This window comes from Streptomyces sp. CAU 1734 (assembly GCF_039888735.1).
Lineage (GTDB): Bacteria > Actinomycetota > Actinomycetes > Streptomycetales > Streptomycetaceae > Streptomyces.
Genome location: NZ_JBDQQP010000009.1, coordinates 136,546 through 155,091, shown reverse-complemented (window position 1 = coordinate 155,091; position 18,546 = coordinate 136,546). Strand labels below are relative to the sequence as shown.

Genomic DNA, 18,546 nt, shown 5'->3' with positions numbered 1-18,546 from the left:
GCGGGGGGGGCGGCGCACCCCCGCCCCCCCCACCACCGTCGTACCGGCTTACGGTCATCCCGCTGCGAGTCGCCGATCAACGGTGACCGGCCACGAGGGAGATCGGGGTGCGCCCGGTGCGGATCGCATGGCTCACACGGAGCGGTTTCTCCACTGCCGGACAGGTGTACGAGCGGTGGCGCGGCCGGCCCGCACGCGGGCTCACCCGGCGCGCGCCCGGCGCCCGGCGCCCCGCGGGCGCCGCCCCGGCACCGACCGCTTCGGTCCGTTCGCCCGGCCGCCCGCCCGTCGTGGCGTCCCGGCCGGATCGTCTCCCCGCGGTGCCGTCCCCGCGCCGTCGCCCGGCCGTCGTGGCGTCTCCGTCCGATGGCCCGGCCCTTGCTCCGTCTCCGTCCGATGGCCCGGCCCTCGCCCCGTCCCCGTCCGGTCGCCCGTCCTCCGCGGCGTTGCGGGGGACACCGCCGTGCCGCGCCGACCGGTCCGGCGGCCAAACGCTTCTTCGGGATTCCGCCGCCGGTGGGACCGACCGCTCCGGGCCCCTACCGCTCCCCGTGCGCGCGGCGCTCCCCCCGCGCACGGGTTTCCGTTCACCCCGCTTCCCCGATGGCCTCCCGCGGCGACGGCGCGCGGGCGGCGCGCCCGGTCGCGGCAGCCGCGTCAACACCCGAAGGAGAACACACGACATGACCCCCCAACCCCCCGCCACGACCCGTCACCAGGCAGGGGCCGTGCGATGAGGGTGCTGCTGCTCGGAGCCAATGGATTCCTCGGCCGATTCGTCGCCGACCGGCTGCTCGCCGACCCCGCCGTCCATCTCACCGCGCTCGGCCGGGGCGACGACGCCGATGTCCGCTTCGACCTCGCCGGAGGGAGCCCGGGTGCGCTCACCCGCTTTCTGAGCGCGGTGCACCCCGGTGTCGTCATCAACTGCGCGGGTGCCACCCGGGGCGGCGCACGCGACCTGACCAGGCACAACACCGTCGCCGTCGCCACGGTCTGCGAGGCCCTGCGGCGCAGCGGCTGCGGCGCCCGGCTCGTCCAGCTCGGCTGCGCTTCCGAGTACGGCCCGTCCCCGCAGGGCTCCTCCACCGCGGAGGACGCCATTCCGCGGCCGGGCGGCCCCTATGGCGTCAGCAAGCTCGCCGCCACCGAACTCGTCCTCGGCTCCGGTCTGGACGCCGTCGTCCTGCGGGTCTTCTCACCCGTCGGTCCCGGCACCCCGGCCGGCTCCCCGCTCGGCCGGCTCGCCGAGGCGATGCGCCGCGCCATGCAGGCCGGTGACGGCGAACTGAAGCTCAGCGGACTCGGGGTGCAGCGCGACTTCGTGGACGTCCGCGACGTGGCGCGGGCGGTGCACGCGGCCTCGCTCTCCGCCGCACAGGGTGTGGTCAACATCGGTACGGGCAGGGCGGTCCGGCTCCGGGACGCCGCGGCCGTTCTCGCCAGGGTCGCGGGGTACGCGGGCGCCCTGCACGAGCTCGACCACGTACCCGGCAGGCCCGGCGCCGGCGGGCCTGCCGGGTCCGGCGGGGGGGTGGGCGTCGGGGCGCAGCGCACCGAATCCGTACTGGAACACCTCTCGGCGACCCCCGTTCCCTACCCCGACGGCTGCGGCAGCTGGCAGCAGGCCGATGTGCGCACCGCCCGCGACCGGCTCGGGTGGCGGCCCCGGATCAATCTGGAGGAGTCTCTCGCCGATATCTGGATGGAGGCGGCATGTCGCATCTGACCGGCTCCCCCCATCCGGTCGGCACGGGCGGCCGGCGCTTCGCCGGCCGTTCCGGCGGTCCGGCGGGCGACGTCTGGGGACGGCTCGGCTTCGGTGTCCCCGGCTGTGCCCACCCGCTGGTCGCCCCCGCCGAGTGGGCCGAGCTCACCCGCCCCGGCACCCCGCTGCACTGGGTCGTGCTCAATGTCTCCAACGGCCCCGGCGACCGCCCCGACCCGCACTGCCTGGCGGCCGCCGGACGCCTGCGGAACGCCGGAGTGCGGGTGCTCGGCCATCTCGACCTCGCCCGGGGGCGCCGCCCCTTCGCGGAGCTGATCTCCGACGCGCAGGACTTTCTGGCCTGGTACCGGGTCGACGGCTTTCTGCTGGACCGCGCTCCCGGCGACCGGGCGGAGCTGGCCCCGGTACGGCGTACGACCGAGGCCCTGAGGGGGCTCCTCGGCGCCGGGCATCTGGTGCTCGGGCACGGGACCCATCCCTTTCCGGGGTATGCCGAGGCCGCCGATCAGCTGGTCACCTTCTCCGGTCCGTGGACCGGCTACCGCTGGTCACAGGCGCCGGAGTGGACGGCGCGCCATCCGCCGGAACGCTTTGCCCACTTCGTTCACGGAGTGCCCCGGACCCATCTGGAGGAGGCCATCCGCATCGCGCGCTGGCAGGGCGCGGGCACGATCTTCTTCACCGACCGCACCGACCGCACCGACCGCACCGACCGCACCGACCGCACCGACCGCGTGGCTCCTGTGGACCGGGCCGGCAGGAGCGGCCGGGGCAGAAGAGGCGGGGAGCGGGCCGGCCATGGTGAACACACCGCCGGAAAATCTGCCAGAAGCCCGCAAAGAGCCCAGCTCAGGCCATATGAGTCGCTGCCCGGCCACTGGGACGAAATCGTCTCGCAGATTGGACCTGGTGTCTCGGAATGAGGGGGCGCGTGGCAGTGTTACGAAGGAACAACCGTACTGAACTCACCGACGCAACGGAGTCCCCGTGTCGCTGCCACCCCTGGTCGAGCCAGCTGCTGAGCTCACCGTCGACGAGGTCCGCAGGTACTCCCGCCACCTGATCATCCCCGATGTCGGGATGGACGGGCAGAAGCGGCTGAAGAACGCCAAGGTGCTCTGTGTGGGCGCCGGCGGCCTCGGGTCCCCGGCACTGATGTACCTGGCCGCGGCCGGTGTGGGCACGCTCGGCATCGTCGAGTTCGACGAGGTCGACGAGTCCAACCTGCAGCGTCAGATCATCCACAGCCAGGCGGACATCGGCCGTTCCAAGGCCGCGTCCGCCCGGGACTCGGTCCTCGGCATCAACCCGTATGTCAATGTCGTCCTCCACGAAGAGCGGCTCGAAGCCGAGAACGTGATGGACATCTTCAGCCAGTACGACCTGATCGTGGACGGCACGGACAACTTCGCCACCCGCTATCTGGTCAATGACGCGTGTGTGCTGCTGAACAAGCCCTATGTCTGGGGCTCGATCTACCGCTTCGACGGCCAGGCGTCCGTCTTCTGGTCCGAGCACGGCCCCTGCTACCGCTGCCTCTACCCCGAGCCCCCGCCGCCGGGCATGGTCCCCAGCTGCGCCGAGGGCGGTGTCCTCGGAGTGCTCTGCGCCTCCATCGGCTCCATCCAGGTCACCGAGGCGATCAAGGTCCTGACCGGCGTCGGCGACCCGCTCGTCGGCCGCCTGATGATCTACGACGCCCTGGAGATGCAGTACCGCCAGGTCAAGGTCCGCAAGGACCCGGAGTGCGCGATCTGCGGTGAGAACCCGACCGTCACCGAGCTGATCGACTACGAGGCGTTCTGCGGCGTCGTCTCCGAGGAGGCCCAGCAGGCCGCGGCCGGCTCGACCATCACTCCCAAGCAGCTCAAGGAGTGGATCGACGACGGCGAGAACATCGAGATCATCGATGTCCGCGAGGTCAACGAGTACGAGATCGTCTCCATCCCCGGCGCGAAGCTGATCCCCAAGAACGAGTTCCTGATGGGCACCGCTCTGGAGAGCCTGCCGCAGGACAAGAAGATCGTGCTGCACTGCAAGACGGGTGTCCGCAGCGCCGAGGTGCTGGCGGTGCTGAAGTCGGCCGGCTTCGCCGACGCCGTCCATGTGGGCGGCGGAGTGATCGGCTGGGTCCACCAGATCGAGCCCTCCAAGCCGGTCTACTGACCCGGCACCACCATGTGACCACCAGGGCCCGGGGCGATGCTCCGGGCCCTTGGCGCGTTCCCGTGCCCGTGTTCAAGCCCGTCCGGCGATTGAGGACCGGGGGTCCGGGGGCGAAGCCCCCGCAAGGGCCCCGGGGCGCAGGCCCCGGATCACGCCCGCCCCGGGGCAAGCGCGTCAGGACTCGCACGTCTTCCCGCTCGCCGGCACCTTCCCCTCCAGCAGATAGCGGTCAATCGTCTCCGTCGCGCACTTCGAGTAGCCGTACGCCCCGTGGTTCTCACCCTTGTTGGTGAGCAGGACCCCGACACCCTTCCCCAGCTCGTCCGCCATCCGCTTCGCGCCCTCGTACGGCGTCGCCGAGTCACCCGTGGTGCCGACCACCAGAATCGGCGCCGCGCCCTTCGCGGAGACCTCCGGATTGTCCCGCTCGCCCTCCACCGGCCAATCCGCGCACCAGCCCGCCAGATCCCACGCCAGATACGGCCCGAAGACCGGCGATATCGCGGAGAACTCCGCCAGATGACGCTTCCTCACCTCGGCCGCGGAGACCCGCCCCTTGGCGTCGGCGCAGGAGATCGCCCGCTGTGCGTGATCCTGGCTGGAGTAATTCCCCTCGTCGTCACGGTTGTTGTACGAGTCGGCGAGAAGCAGCAGGGCGGTTCCGTCGCCGCCCTCCGCGTCCTTCAGCGCCTCCGTCAGATAGGGCCACTGCTCCTTCGCGTACAGCGGCAGCACTATCCCCGTCAGCGCCAGCCCCTCGGTGAGGGTGCGGCCCGTGTCGGTCGGTATCGGCTTCCGGTCCAGCTCCTCCAGCAGCTTCGCCACCCGGGCGGTGCCGTCCTCGGCACTGACGCCCCGGCTCGCGAAGTAGTTCTCCAGCGACCGCTGGAAGCCGATGACCTGATTCCGTGCCCCTCCGACGAAGTCGGCCGCCGGATCGACCACGGCGTCCAGCACCAGCCGGCCCACCCGGGTGGGGAAGTGATGGGCGTACACCGCGCCCAGCTCCGTACCGTACGAGAAGCCCAGGTAGTGCAGCTTGGTGTCGCCGAGGACCCGCCGCATCAGATCCATGTCGCGTGCGGCATTCGCGGTGCCCACATGGGGCAGCACCTTGGCGGAGCGCTCGGCGCAGCCCGCGCCGAAGGCGATGGAGCTGTCGAGGAACGCCTGCTCCTCGGTGGGGGAGTCCGGGGTGCTGTCCAGCCGGTGTGCCGCCTCGGTCTGCTCGCTGTCCCGGCAGACCACGGCGGAGCTCTCCGCCACTCCGCGCGGGTCGAAGCTGACCAGGTCGTACCGCTTGCCGAGAGAGGCGAACTGCGCCGAACCGCCGGGCAGCGTGGCGACGCCCGAGCCGCCGGGCCCGCCGAAGTTGAAGAGGAGCGAGCCGATGCGCTCGCCGGAATCCGCGGCTCTGGTCCGCACCATCGCGATGCCGATCGTCTCGCCCGATGGTTCGCGATAGTCCAGCGGGACCCGCAGGGTGGCGCACTGCCACTTCGCACCCGGCCGCTCGGCCTCGCTGCCCATCGCCTTGACCGGTGCCCCGCACCGCTTCCAGTCGGGCTTCTGCCCGGTGAGGGCGGCCGGCAGCGCGTCCTGCGCCCGCTCCTCCGCCGTGACGGCCGCCGGCGGTGATCCGGCCTCACGGGCCCCGCCGCCCCCGCTGTCGGAGGTGCAGCTCACGGCCACCCCGGCCAGCAGCACCAGCGCCGCGGCCGGCACACCCGCCCGTACCCTCGCCCGTACCCTCATGGTCATGCGATTCCCCCCGGCGATTCCCCCGTACTGTCTTCCCCCGCAATCCTAGGCACCCCCACTGACAGCCCCCCGCCCGGGCGCCCGGAGCCTTGGAGCTCAGGGGCAGACCGTCCCCGACGCGGGCACCTTCCCCTCCAGCAGATAGCCGTTCACCTTCCGCCGGACACACTTGTCGCCGCCGTTGTACGCCCCGTGTCCCTCGCCCTTGTACGTCAGTTCCACGCCGACGCCCGCGCCGAGCGCGTTCACCATGGCCCGGGTGCCCTCGTACGGGGTCGCCGGGTCCCCGGTGGTGCCGATGACCAGGATCGGGGGCGCCCCCGCCGCCGAGACATCGGGGGTCTTCCAGGCGCCGTGCACCGGCCACTTGTTGCAGGTCATCAGCCCCCAGCCGAGGTAGTCGCCGAAGATCGGCGACGCCTTGCGGAACTCTGGCAGCTTCGCCTTCACCTCCGGGAGCGGATAGCGGCCCCGGTAGTCGGCGCAGTTGACGGCGGTGTTCGCGGCCGAGCTGTTGTCGTAGTGGCCGGTCTCGCTCCGGCCGTTGAGCGCGTCGGCGAAGGTGAGCAGCAGCCCGCCGTCCCCCGCGTCGGCGGCCTCCAGCCCCTGCTCCAGATACTGCCAGCTCTCCTTGGAGTAGAGCGCCGACGCGATCCCGGTGGTGGCCAGCGTCTGGGTCAGCATGCGGTCGCCGAGTCCCTGGATCGGCTTCTTGTCGAGCCGCCGCAGCAGATCGGCGATCCCGTCCTGGATCTCCCGGGCGTCGCTGCCGGGCAGCGGGCACTCGTCACCGCGGTCCGCGCAGTCCTCGGTGAAGTTCTCCAGCGCGAGCTGGAATCCCTTCGCCTGGCCGAGGGAGCCCTGTTCGGAGGTCTTGGTCGGGTCCACCACCGCGTCCAGGACGGCGCGTCCGACGTTCCGGGGGAAGAGGTGCGCGTAGACCCCGCCCAGTTCGGTGCCGTACGAGACCCCGAAGTAGTGCAGCTTCGCGTCCCCGAGCACCTGCCGCATCAGATCCATGTCCCGGGCGGCGCTGATGGTGCCCACATGGGGAAGTTCGCTGCCCGACCGCTCCTCGCAGGCGTCCGTGTAGGCCGCCAGCGACTTCTGGTACGTCTTCTCCTCGGCGGGGGTGTCCGGTGTCATGTCCTGGGCGAGATGGACATCGAGTTGCCGGTCGCTCTCGCACTCGACGGGCACACTGCGGCCGACCCCGCGCGGGTCGAAGCTCACCAGGTCGTAACGGGTGCGCAGATCCGCGTAGTCCGGGGCGAAATTGGGCAGCGCGGCGACACCGGAGCCGCCGGGTCCGCCGAAGTTGAAGAGCAGTGAGCCGATGCGTTTCTGCTCGTCCATGGCCTTGGCGCGGATGAGTGCCAGCTCGATCGTCTCGCCGTCCGGCCGGCCGTAGTCCAGGGGCACGTCCATGAAGGAGCACTCCCAGGGCGAACCGTCGGGCAGCGGCGACGGCGACGGACCGCCGCCCTCCGCCTCCGAGGGGGCCGGGCAGACGTTCCACTTCAGCTGCTGCGCGGCGAGCCCCTTCAGCCCCGAGGCCCGGGGAGCGGGGTCACGTCCCTCGTCCCCGCTCCCGTCACCGCCGTCGGAGCAGCCGGCGGCCAGCAGCACGGCCAGCGAAGCGGTCAGGGCCACGGCGCGCAGAGCGGAGGAAGTGATCGGCATATCACCATCCTGCGCCGGGCGGCCGTGCGCTGCCCGCGCGCTGGGCCAGCCGGGTGGACGCCCCGGCCCGGCCCCCGGGGCCGCGGCAGCCTACAGCGCGCCCTTGCGGGTCAGATGGTTGAAGGTGAACCACCCCGGCAGTACCGGCAGCCAGAGCGTCATCGTCCGGTAGAGCAGTACGGCGGGGGTCGCGACCTCCTTGGGCACCCCGGCCGCGATGAGACCGAGGATCAGCGCGCCCTCCACCGCGCCCACACCACCGGGCGTGGGCGCCGCCGATCCCAGGGCGTTGCCCGCGAGGAAGACCACGGCGAGGCTGGCGTAGCTCAGCGGCTGGGTGCCGTCCCCGAACGCCCGGACCGACGCGTCCAGGCACATCACGAAAGCGCCGGTCAGCAGCAGCATTCCGCCGATGCCGGTGAGGAGCTTCCCGGGCCGCTGGAGCACGTCGAGCATGCGCGGCACCACCCCCGCGAAGAGCGAGCGCAGCCGGGTGGAGACGAACTTCCGCAGGAACGGGATCGCCGTCACCACCAGCACCAGCACCGCGACCGTGAGCAGACCCGCGATCACCGTTCTGGACGGGTTGAGCGACGGGGTCTTCTCGGTGCCGGTGAGATAGCCGAAGGTCAGCAGCAGAAGGATGTGCGCCCCGAGCCCGAAGAGCTGCGACGCGCCCACGCTCGCCACCGCGAGCCCCGGGCGCACGCCCGCCCGCTGGAGGAAGCGGGTGTTCAGCGCGACCCCGCCGACCGCCGCCGGGGCGACGATCTTGACGAAGGATCCGGCGACCTGCGCGGCCACCGTCCGCAGGAACGGCACCCGCTCGGGCACGAAGCCCAGCAGGCTCATCGCCGCGGCCAGATAGCTCACCGCCGAGAACGCCGCGGCGGCCGCCACCCAGCCCCAGTGGGCATGGCTGAAGTCGGTGCCGAAGTCATTGCCGGCGATGGTGGTGAGCAGGAAGTACGCGGCGACCGCGCCGGCGATCAGACTGACCAGGGTGCGCGGTTTGATCCGCTCCAGCCGGACCGGTTCCACCGGTGCCTGCGGCCGGATCAGCAGCACCTGATGGCGGATCTGGGTGAGCAGATCCTCCTCGCGCGCCTCGTCCATCGCCTCGTCCATGGCGCGTTTGTCGGCCTGTTTCTCCGCCCGCTCCGTCTTGCGCACGGCCTTGCGGGCGTCGGCGCTCTCGGCCGCCTTCGCGGACTTCGCCGGCGTCGCCGTGCCGGCGGCCTCAGCGGCCTCCGGCGGGCCGGCCGCGGCCTCGGCCCGGGCGCGCTTGGCGGCGGCGGACGCCTCCAGCACCGCCTCACGTTCCCGCTGCGAGCGCTCGCGGGCGAGCTTGCGCAGGGTGGAGCGGGTGGAGCGGGTCAGCGCGATCGGCTGGAGCAGCGGCAGACAGTCGGCGACCGCGTCGGGGCCGAGGATCTCGACCGCGGTGGCCACCGCCCGCCCGGCGCCCACCCGCAGTCCGATGGTGGTCAGGAGCTGCGCGATGTCCATCCGCAGCACCACGTCACCGGCGGCGATCTCACCACCGCGCAGATCGGTCAGGATCACCTTGCCGGAACGATCCACCAGAATCGCGTCACCGTTCAGCCTGCGGTGCGCGATACGGCGCGACTGGAGCGCCTTGACCTGGCGCCAGGCACCGTGCGCCACCTCATCGGTGAGTTCGCCGTCGGTGAGGGAGTCCAGCGAGCGCCCGCCGATGTGCTCGTACACCAGCATCACGGCGTCCGGGCCGAGCTCGGAGGTGGCGATCAGCTTGGGCGCGTTGGCCCCGGCGGCGATCGCCGCGTACGCCAGCAGCGCCTCCTGCTCCAGTGCCTGGCGCAGCGACTGGAGCGAGCGCCGGGTGGTGATGGAGCGCAGCGTCAGCCGCCGCCAGACCCGGTAGAAGAAGCCCTGTGCCTGCTGTTCCCGGTCCACCACGGTGACATCGAGCGGCGGGCCCTCCTCCAGGGTGACCAGATAGCGGCGGCCCCGGTCGCTCTGCTCCGAGCCGCTGCCGCCGTCGGCGCGGGCGGCCGTGCTCTCCGGCACGTCCTCCGCGCGCATCGCGGTGACCGGCCGGAAGCCGACATGGCGCAGACCCGCCAGCAGGGTCTGGCCGGTGGGACGGACATTGGGGGAGCCGACGGCGTACAGCGTCCCGTACGCGACGGTCCAGCCGAGCAGCACGGTGAGGATGATCGAGAACGGGGTGGTGTACCCCGCGACCAGCATCGCGAAGGCGTCGAGCAGCAGCACCACCCACAGGACCACCCGCCAGCGGGGTCTGCGGGCCATTCCGACCGCGGTCATATAGGCGATGACCGGGGCGAGATAGCCGTGGACGGGATCGGTCAGGCCGCCGCTCTGCGCCTGGGTGAGCGCGTCCTGGAGTTCGCGGGGCGCGGCCCGGGCGACCCAGAGGTCGGTGGCGAGGGTGACACCGTGGGCGAGCACGGCGGCGAGCACACCGTCGGCGATGCGCAGCCCGTCGCGCTTGATCAGCCGTTCGATGGCGAAGGCCACCGGGACGAGCAGCACGGCGATGGAGGAGACCAGTCCGGCGATCTTGACCAGCAGGTCGGGGGCCTGGCCGGTCCCCTTGCTGATGTCGTCCTCCAGGCCCGCGGTGGTGCCGTGGGCGAAGGAGGCGATGGCCAGCACCACGGCGATGGCCAGGATGCCGGTCAGCAGCCGCAGCAGATCGGAGGGGCGGTGGACCCGGGCGGCGAGCAGCGGCTCATCGCCCGAGACCCGGTCGACGCCCGCCACCTGGGGGTCGGCGGGGCAGCCCGCGGCCCCGGAGGATCGATCCGCCGGCTCCTTCTCGCTCAGGGACGGCTTCTCCGCCACCGGTCTCTCCGGGCTCTCCGTGTCCTCCGGGGTCGCCGGGTCCTCCGGGGCGGGCGCGGGACCGGCGCCGTCGGGGCCGTCCTTCTTCTCCGGCGCCTCCGCGCCGGCCGGCCCGTCCGGCGGAACGGATGCGTCCGAGTACGGTACGGACTCAGGGTCGCCCGCGGTCCTGCCAGGCTGCACTCCCCGCTCCTTCGCCGTCTCGGTCTCGTCTTGGTCTCGTATCACCGGTCACCGCCCGCACGATGGTGGCACGACGGGACGGTGGACGGGGGAATCAGGGTGCATCGCGCGGGCCCGAGCCGTGCGATATCCAACACTTCGCCCGCCGAAACCCATTCTGCACCCCATGTCGTGCTCCACCGACCGCGGCGGTGTTGTCGGTGGCGTACGGCAGGATGGACGGGATGGACGGGATGGAAGAGCTGCCGGAGTACGCGGAGCGGGTGCTCGAAGTCACCGAGCTGATCCCGCCGGGCCGGGTGATGACCTATGGAGATGTCGCCGAGTGGCTCGGTGAGGGCGGCCCGCGCCAGGTCGGCCGGGTCATGGCGCTGTACGGCGGAGGCGTGCCCTGGTGGCGGGTGGTGCGCGCGGACGGGACCCTGCTCCCCGGCCATGAGCTCGACGCCCTGGCCCGTTACCGGACGGAGGGCACACCGCTGCGCGAGGCCCCGCGCAGCGCCGAGGGGCATGTGCCGCGCCTCGACATGAAGCGGGCGCGATGGGACGGCGAGGGCGCTCACACATGACAGCTTCGGGCCGCCGGCGGCGGTGCGGCGGCCCACAGGACCGTACGGAGTACCCGCCGCCGGCCGGCGCCCGCTCGTCGCGGCTCCGGCGGCCGTTGGCGTAGCGTCGTCAGGGCGCGGCACCGACCGCTCCATCAGCACCAGCACACCCACCAGGACCGGCGATCCACGTGAGTTCCTCCTCCACCAGCGGGCGTACGCCGTACCAGCGACCGGTACGGCGGCGGACCACTGGCGCGTACCGGCTGGTCCGTACGCCACCGGGCACCGCGGCCCCCCCTGTGCTGGACGCAGCGCAGCGTGCGGTGGTTGACCACCGGCGCGGTCCGCTGCTCGTCCTCGCGGGCCCGGGCACCGGCAAGACCACCACCCTGGTGGAGGCGGTCGCCACCCGGGTCGAGGCGGGCGCCGATCCGGTGCGCATCCTGGTGCTCACCTTCAGCCGCAAGGCCGCGGTGGAGCTGCGGGACCGGATGGCGCTGCGTCTGGGCGGCGGGCGGGGGCCGCAGGCCACCACCTTCCACTCGTTCTGTTACGCGCTGGTCCGGGCCCATCAGGACGCCGATCTCTTCGCCGAGCCGCTGCGGCTGCTCTCCGGCCCCGAGCAGGACGTCACCGTGCGGGAGCTGCTCACCGGCCAGATCGACCTGGAGAAGCGCGGGCGGGCGCGTCACCGCTGGCCGGACGAGCTGCGGGCCTGTCTCACCACCCGCGGTTTCGCCGACGAGGTGCGGGCGGTGCTCGCCCGCAGCCGGGAACTGGGCCTCGGACCGGCCTCGCTCGCCGGCTTCGCGGCCCGCACCGGCCGGCCGGACTGGGCGGCGGCGGCCTCCTTCCTCGCGGAGTATCTGGACGTACTCGACATGCAGGGAGTGCTCGACTACGCGGAGCTGGTGCACCGGGCGGTGCTGCTGGCCGAGCGGGCCGAGCCGCCGCTCGCCTTCCCGTACGACACCGTCTTCGTCGACGAGTACCAGGACACCGACCCGTCGCAGGTGCGGCTGCTCAAGGCGCTCACCGGGGGCGGCAGGACCCTGGTCGCCTTCGGCGACCCGGACCAGTCGATCTACGCCTTCCGGGGCGCGGATGTGAACGGCATTCTCGACTTCCCGCACACCTTTCCCCATCCCGACGGCACCCCGGCGCGGGTGGCGGTCCTGACGGCCTCGCGCCGCAGCGGCGCGCAGCTGCTGGCGGCGACCCGGCTGCTGACCCGCCGCATGCCGCTGAACCGGCTCCCGGCCGGCAAGGTCAGGGCCCACCGGGAGCTCACCGCGGTCCGCGACGGCGGCACGGTCGAGACGTACACCTTCCCGACCCCGTCCACGGAGGTCGAGAACATCGCGGACATTCTGCGCCGGGCCCATCTGGAGGACGGCCTGCCGTGGCAGGAGATGGCGGTTCTGGTGCGGGCCGGCGCCCGCTCCATACCGGGCATGCGCCGCGCCCTGACCTCGGCGGGGGTTCCGCTGGAGGTGGACGGCGCGGATGTGCCGCTGCGGCACGAGCCGGCGGTGGCCCCGCTGCTGGCGGCGCTCCGGGCGGTGGCGACGGCCGCGGACGGCCGGCGGTCGCGGACGGCCGTCCGGACCCCGGCGGGCCGGGGCGGTGGCATGCCCGAAGCGGCCGAGGTGTCCGTGGTGGCCGACGCGGCCGTCGAGGCCACGACGCCGGGTGTCTCCGCGGTGTCCGGTGCGTCCGCGGTGCCGGGTGTCTCCGCTGCGTCCGCTGTTTCCGCGGTGCCGGGGGCCTCCGTGGCGGCGGGTGTCTCCGCGGTGCCGGGGGCCTCCGCGGCGGCGGAGGCCGACGCCCCCCGCGCCGAAGCGGCCCGGACACCCGAGAGCTCTGCCCCGCCGGAGGACTCCGCCCTGTCCGCCGGCCCCGCCCCGGAGACCGGCCTCTGGCTCGACACCGAGACCGCGCTCACCCTCCTCGCCTCGCCCCTCGGCGGCATGGACGCGGCCGATCTGCGGCGCCTCGGCCGTGCCCTGCGGGACGAGGAGCGGGCCGCCGGCAACCGCGTACCGCCGCCCTCCGATCTTCTCCTCACCCGGGCCCTCGCCGAACCGGAGCGGCTGACCGTCCACGACCCCTCGTACGCCTTCGGCGCCCAGCGGCTCGGCGGCCTCCTCCGCGACGCCCGTGAACTCCTCGAACGCGGCGGCACCGCCGAGCAGGCCCTCTGGGAGCTGTGGGACGGCACCGGCTGGCCCGGGCGGCTGGAGCGGGCCGCCCTGCGCGGCGGCGCCGCCGGACGCAACGCCGACCGCGACCTCGACGCCGTCTGCGCCCTCTTCGACACCGCCGCCCGCGCCGAGGAACGCATCGGCGGCCGGGGCGCGCTCAACTTCATCGAGGAGATCGAGGCCCAGGAGTTCGCCGCCGACACCCTCTCCGGCCGTGAGACCCGCCCCGACGCCGTACGGCTGATGACCGCCCACCGTGCCAAGGGCCTCGAATGGAGCCTGGTCGTCGTCGCCGGTGTCCAGGAGGGGGTCTGGCCCGACCTGCGGCGCCGGGGCTCGCTCCTGGACGCGGACCGCATCGGCCGCGACGGGCTCGCCGAACCGCTCACCCCCGGCGCCCTGCTGGCCGACGAACGCCGCCTCTTCTACGTCGCGGCGACCCGGGCCCGGGACCGCCTCGTCGTCACCGCGGTCAAGGCACCGGCCGACGACGGCGACCAGCCCTCCCGCTTCCTGGCCGAACTCGGCGTGGAACCGAAGGACGTCACCAGCCGGCCCCGCCGCCCCCTCGCCGTCGCCGCGCTCGTCGCCGAGCTGCGCGCCGCGACCGTCGACCCCGCCGCCGGCCCGGAGCTGCGCGCCGCCGCCGCGCAGCGGCTCGCCCGGCTCGCCGCGCTCACCGACGACGAGGGCATGCCCCTGGTGCCGGCGGCGCACCCGGACCGCTGGTGGGGCCTGTACGACCCCACCCACAGCAGGGTCCCGCTCCGCGACCGGACAGTGCCCGTCGCGCTCTCCGGCAGCGCCCTGGACCAGCTCGCCAACACCTGCGCGCTCCAGTGGTTCCTGGGCCGTGAGGTGAAGGCGGACGCCCCCGCCACCGCCGCCCAGGGCTTCGGCAATGTCATCCACGTACTCGCCGACGAGGTCGCCTCCGGACGGACCCCCGCCGATCTCGCCGTGCTGATGGAACGGCTCGACTCCGTCTGGGACGGCCTCGTGTTCGACGCCCCCTGGAAATCGGACCAGGAGAAGCGGCACGCCCGTGACGCGCTCGAACGCTTTCTGCGCTGGCATGTGATGGACCGGGGCGGCCGGACCGCCGTCGCCGCCGAACAGGACTTCGAGGTCACCCTGGAGGCGGGGGAGTACGAGGTACGCATCCGGGGCTCCATGGACCGGGTGGAACGCGACGCCCGGGGGCGGGCCTATGTCGTCGACTTCAAGACCGGCAAACACCTGCCCACCGGTGACGAGGTGGCCCACCACCCCCAGCTCGCCGTCTATCAGCTCGCCGTCCGCGAGGGCGCGCTCGACGAGATCCTCGGCGGGGAACGCCCCGAACCGGGCGGCGCCGAGCTGGTCCATCTGCGGCAGGGCGCCCTCAAGAAGGAAGGGGGCGACGCCCTTCCCCGGGTCCAGGCGCAGGCGCCCCTGGACGACACGGGGGCGGGGGAGTGGGCGGGCGAATTGCTGGCGACCGCCGCCGGCCGGGTCCTGGACGAGCGCTTCACCCCGTCCACCGGCGCCCACTGCGCGAACTGCGCCTTCCGCGCCTCGTGCAGCGCCCAGCCGGAGGGCCGCCACACGGTGGAGTGAGATGCGCGACACGGCGGCGGGCCGGGCCGCGCCCGTGACCGGAGCGGGCCGGCCGGCACGGCCGCCGGGCGGCCGGGAGTGTCAGTGGGCGCCGTTAGCCTTTCCGTGTGACCGCTCGCATCACCGATCCCGCACAGCTCAGGGAGCTGCTCGGGATCCCCTTCACCCCGGAGCAGACGGCCTGCATCACCGCGCCGCCTGCCCCGCAGGTCATCGTGGCCGGAGCCGGGTCGGGGAAGACCACGGTGATGGCCGCGCGCGTGGTGTGGCTCGTCGGCACCGGACAGGTCGCCCCCGAGCAGGTCCTCGGCCTCACCTTCACCAACAAGGCCGCCGGGGAGCTGGCCGAGCGGGTCCGCAAGGCACTGATCCGGGCGGGAGTCACCGACCCGGATGTCATCGACCCGGACAATCCGCCCGGCGAGCCGCGGATCTCCACGTACCACGCCTTCGCCGGACAGCTCCTGGCCGATCACGGCCTGCGCATCGGCCTGGAGCCGACCGCGCGCCTTCTCGCCGACGCCACCCGCTATCAGCTCGCCGCCCGCGTCCTGCGCGAGGCGCCCGGCCCGTACCCCTCCCTGACCAGGTCGTTTCCCACCCTGGTCAGCGATCTGCTGGCGCTCGACGGCGAGCTCTCCGAGCATCTGGTGGAGCCCGGCCGGCTCGCCGCGCACGACTCGGCGCTGCTCGACACCCTCGCCGGCGCCGCGCTGACAAACGCCGACCTGCGGAAGATCCCCGAGACCGCCGCGGCCCGGGGGGAACTCCTCGACCTCGCCGTCCGCTACCGCGCGGCCAAGCGGGCCCGCGAGCTCCTCGACTTCGGCGACCAGATCGCGCTCTCCGCCGAGCTGGCGCTCACCCGGCCCGCCGTCGGGGAGATCCTCCGCGCCGAATTCCGGGTCGTCCTCCTCGACGAGTACCAGGACACCTCCGTGGCCCAGCGGCTGCTGCTCTCCGGGCTCTTCGGCGGCGGCACCGGCCATGCCGTGACCGCGGTCGGCGATCCCTGCCAGGCCATCTACGGCTGGCGCGGTGCCTCGGTGGCCAATCTCGACGACTTCCCCGACCACTTCCGGCATGCCGACTCCACCCCCGCCACCCGCTTCTCGCTCAGCGAGAACCGCCGCAGCGGCGGCCGGCTGCTCCGGCTGGCCAATGACCTCGCCGCCCCCCTGCGCGCCATGCACGAAGGCGTAGAGGCCCTGCGCCCCGCCCCGGGGGCCGAGCGCGACGGATCGGTGCGCATCGCCCTTCTCCCCTCCCAGGAGCAGGAGATCGCCTGGCTCGCCGACTCGATCGCCCATCTGGTGCGCACAGGCAAGGAACCCGGCGAGATCGCGGTCCTGTGCCGCACGGCCGGCGACTTCGCCGAGATCCAGGGCGCGCTGGTCGCCCGGGACGTCCCCGTGGAGGTCGTCGGGCTCTCCGGGCTGCTCCATCTGCCCGAGGTCGCCGACCTGGTCGCGGTCTGCGAGGTCCTCCAGGACCCGGGCGCCAATGCCTCACTCGTACGCCTGCTCACCGGGCCGCGCTGGCGGATCGGCCCCCGGGACCTCGCCCTGCTCGGCCGCCGCGCCCGGCTGCTGGTCCACCGGGCGGGCGGCGGCGCGGAGGACGAGCGGCCGAGCACGGCCGAACGCCTCGCGGCGGCCGTCGAGGGCACCGACCCGGCCGAAGTGGTCTCCCTCGCCGACGCCCTGGACACCTTCCTGGACACGGGGGACAGCGACACCGAAGGCCATCTGCCCTTCTCCCCGGAGGCGAGGGTCCGCTTCGCCCGGCTCGCGGCCGAGCTCCGTGATCTGCGCCGCTCCCTGGCCGACCCGCTGATGGACGTCCTGCACCGGGTGATCGGCACCACCGGCCTCGATGTCGAGCTCTCCGCCTCCCCGCACGCCCTCGCCGCCCGCCGCCGGGAGACCCTGGGCAATTTCCTGGACATCGCCGCGGGCTTCGCCGCCCTGGACGGCCAGGCGTCGCTCCTCGCCTTCCTCGCCTTCCTGCGCACCGCCGCGCGGTACGAGAAGGGTCTGGACAATGCCCTGCCCGGCGGGGAGAACACCGTCAAGGTGCTCACCGCGCACAAGTCCAAGGGTCTTGAGTGGGATGTGGTCGCCGTTCCGGGGCTGATCACCAGGCAGTTCCCGAGCGAGCAGACCCGCGAGGCATGGACCGCGCACCCCCAGGTGCTGCCGCACGCGCTGCGCGGGGACGCCGGGACCCTCCCGGACATCCCCTCCTTCGACGCGGGGGGAGTGAAGTCCTTCAAGGAGTCGATGAAGGCCCACCAGCACACCGAGGAGCTGCGGCTCGGTTATGTGACCTTCACCCGGCCCCGCTCCATGCTGCTCGGCTCGGCCCACTGGTGGGGACCGACCCAGAAGCGTCCCCGGGGTCCCTCGGCGTTCCTGAAGGCGCTGTACGACCACTGCGCCGAGGGATTCGGCGAGATCGAGGCATGGGTGGAGACCCCGCCGGCCGGTGCGGAGAATCCGTATCTGGCCGAGGCCGCCCCGGACCGGGCGTGGCCGCTGCCGCTGGATCCCACCTCACTGGCCCGCCGCCGGGAGGCCGCCGCCGCCGTCCTGGCCGTACTGGAGGCGGCACCGGCCGCCCATTCCGGCCGTGACCACTCGGCCCGTGACCACTCGGCCCGGGAGCACTCCGCCCGGGATCGCGGGACCGGGGCGGCGACGGCCGGCCCGGAGCCCTCCGGCCCGGTGGACGGCTCCCCGGACGACTTTGGCGCGCTTCCGGCTGAGCCGCCCGCCGACGACCTGTGGCCGTACGATCCGGCCGACCCCGAGTTCTTCCCGGACGACCCGGCGGACCTCGCGTATCCGGCGGACCTCGCGTATCCGGAGGATCCCGCGTACCCGGAGAGCCCGGAGTACCCCGAGGAGCCGGGGCGGCCCGTTCACGGCGGCCCCGGCCCCGCGCCGGCCGTCCCGCTTCCCCGCCGGCCGGACCGGTCCGGCGATTCCGGACATCTCCGTGAGCCCGGTGAGCCCTCCGCGCATCCCGGCCCCGGCCCCCGGACCGGGGGGACCACCCCGGAGGACGCCCGGATCATCGCGTCCTGGGACCGGGATCTGCACGCCCTCACCCGGGAGCTCCACCGCGCCCGGGCCACCACCCATGAGGTCCTGCTGCCGCCGTCGCTCACCGCGTCCCAGCTCATGCGCCTCGCCGCCGACCCCGACGGCTTCACCCGCGACCTGGCCCGCCCCATGCCCAGGCCGCCGCAGCCCGCGGCCCGCCGGGGCACCCGCTTCCACGCCTGGGTGGAGTCCCGCTTCGAGGAACTCCCCCTCCCCATGCTCGGCCCCGATGAGCTCCCCGGCGCCGACCCCGGCCTCCCCGACGGCTTCGACGCCGAGGAGATCGCCGACGAGCGCGACCTCGCCGTACTGAAGGAAGCCTTCGAGCGCACCCCGTACGCCCGCAGGACCCCGTACCGAGTGGAGGCCCCCTTCCAGATCACCCTCGCCGGCCGGGTGATCCGGGGCCGTGTCGACGCCGTCTACCGAACCTCCGCCCCGGCCGGTGAACCGGGCCCCGCCCATACCTGGGAGATCATCGACTGGAAAACCAGCCGGACCATCAGCGCGGATCCACTCCAGCTCGCCGTCTACCGGCTGGCCTGGGCGGAACAGCACGGACTGGACCCCGAGGAGGTCGACGCCGCCTTCGTCTTCGTCCGCACCGGGGAGGTCGTCCGGCCCCAGGCACTGCCCGGCCGCGCCGCCCTGGAGGCCATCCTGCTGGGCGAGACGGCGGACGCCGAGGCCATCCGGGCCCGTTAGGCTCA

The 18,546-nt window shown here is 73.4% G+C and carries 9 protein-coding genes; 6 read left to right on the top strand and 3 right to left on the bottom strand.

The features are described from left to right. Positions 1-733: 733 nt before the first annotated feature. The 3 genes from AAFN69_RS18805 (at position 734) to moeZ (ending at position 3,895) form a co-directional block, all read left to right on the top strand. Positions 734-1,729, top strand: a complete 996-nt coding sequence (locus AAFN69_RS18805) for an NAD-dependent epimerase/dehydratase family protein (protein WP_347729711.1) — start codon at positions 734-736, stop codon at positions 1,727-1,729. Continuing rightward, complete coding sequence (locus AAFN69_RS18800) at positions 1,717-2,652, top strand: spherulation-specific family 4 protein (protein ID WP_347729710.1); 936 nt, start codon at positions 1,717-1,719, stop codon at positions 2,650-2,652. Before AAFN69_RS18805 ends, AAFN69_RS18800 begins: the two co-directional genes overlap by 13 nt. Positions 2,653-2,716: 64 nt before the next feature. Beyond that, positions 2,717-3,895: an adenylyltransferase/sulfurtransferase MoeZ gene (gene moeZ / locus AAFN69_RS18795; protein WP_347729709.1), complete on the top strand. Its 1,179-nt coding sequence runs from the start codon at positions 2,717-2,719 to the stop codon at positions 3,893-3,895. 174 nt (positions 3,896-4,069) lie between these two features. Here moeZ and AAFN69_RS18790 read toward each other — a convergent pair whose 3' ends face one another. The 3 genes from AAFN69_RS18790 to AAFN69_RS18780 all read right to left on the bottom strand — a co-directional run bounded on the left by AAFN69_RS18790 (position 4,070) and on the right by AAFN69_RS18780 (position 10,420). Then, positions 4,070-5,656: an alpha/beta hydrolase gene (locus tag AAFN69_RS18790; RefSeq protein WP_347729708.1), complete on the bottom strand. Its 1,587-nt coding sequence runs from the start codon at positions 5,654-5,656 to the stop codon at positions 4,070-4,072. 96 nt (positions 5,657-5,752) lie between these two features. Further along, positions 5,753-7,339, bottom strand: coding sequence for an alpha/beta hydrolase (locus tag AAFN69_RS18785; RefSeq protein WP_347729707.1), 1,587 nt, complete (start codon positions 7,337-7,339; stop codon positions 5,753-5,755). A 90-nt stretch (positions 7,340-7,429) separates the two neighbouring features. Continuing rightward, positions 7,430-10,420 (bottom strand): lysylphosphatidylglycerol synthase domain-containing protein, encoded by a 2,991-nt coding sequence (locus AAFN69_RS18780; RefSeq protein WP_347729706.1) that lies wholly within the window; start codon positions 10,418-10,420, stop codon positions 7,430-7,432. Between the two features lie 188 nt (positions 10,421-10,608). On the opposite strand from AAFN69_RS18780, the gene AAFN69_RS18775 reads away from it, so the two are divergent. The 3 genes from AAFN69_RS18775 (at position 10,609) to AAFN69_RS18765 (ending at position 18,541) form a co-directional block, all read left to right on the top strand. Further along, complete coding sequence (locus AAFN69_RS18775) at positions 10,609-10,944, top strand: MGMT family protein (protein WP_347729913.1); 336 nt, start codon at positions 10,609-10,611, stop codon at positions 10,942-10,944. A gap of 170 nt (positions 10,945-11,114) precedes the next feature. Next, the gene (locus AAFN69_RS18770; protein ID WP_347729705.1) at positions 11,115-14,729 is read left to right on the top strand and encodes an ATP-dependent DNA helicase; all 3,615 of its coding nucleotides are present in this window, start codon (positions 11,115-11,117) and stop codon (positions 14,727-14,729) included. A 107-nt stretch (positions 14,730-14,836) separates the two neighbouring features. Further along, on the top strand, positions 14,837-18,541 hold the full coding sequence (locus tag AAFN69_RS18765) for a UvrD-helicase domain-containing protein (RefSeq protein ID WP_347729704.1): 3,705 nt from the start codon (positions 14,837-14,839) through the stop codon (positions 18,539-18,541). Positions 18,542-18,546: the final 5 nt, after the last annotated feature.

Bases quoted from the DNA above. Each gene is read 5' to 3' on its own strand.
- AAFN69_RS18800 (WP_347729710.1), top strand. From the start codon at position 1,717: ATGTCGCATCTGACCGGCTCCCCCCATCCGGTCGGCACGGGCGGCCGG.
- AAFN69_RS18775 (WP_347729913.1), top strand. From the start codon at position 10,609: ATGGAAGAGCTGCCGGAGTACGCGGAGCGGGTGCTCGAAGTCACCGAG.
- AAFN69_RS18785 (WP_347729707.1), bottom strand. From the start codon at position 7,339: ATGCCGATCACTTCCTCCGCTCTGCGCGCCGTGGCCCTGACCGCTTCG.
- AAFN69_RS18790 (WP_347729708.1), bottom strand. From the start codon at position 5,656: ATGACCATGAGGGTACGGGCGAGGGTACGGGCGGGTGTGCCGGCCGCG.
- AAFN69_RS18805 (WP_347729711.1), top strand. From the start codon at position 734: ATGAGGGTGCTGCTGCTCGGAGCCAATGGATTCCTCGGCCGATTCGTC.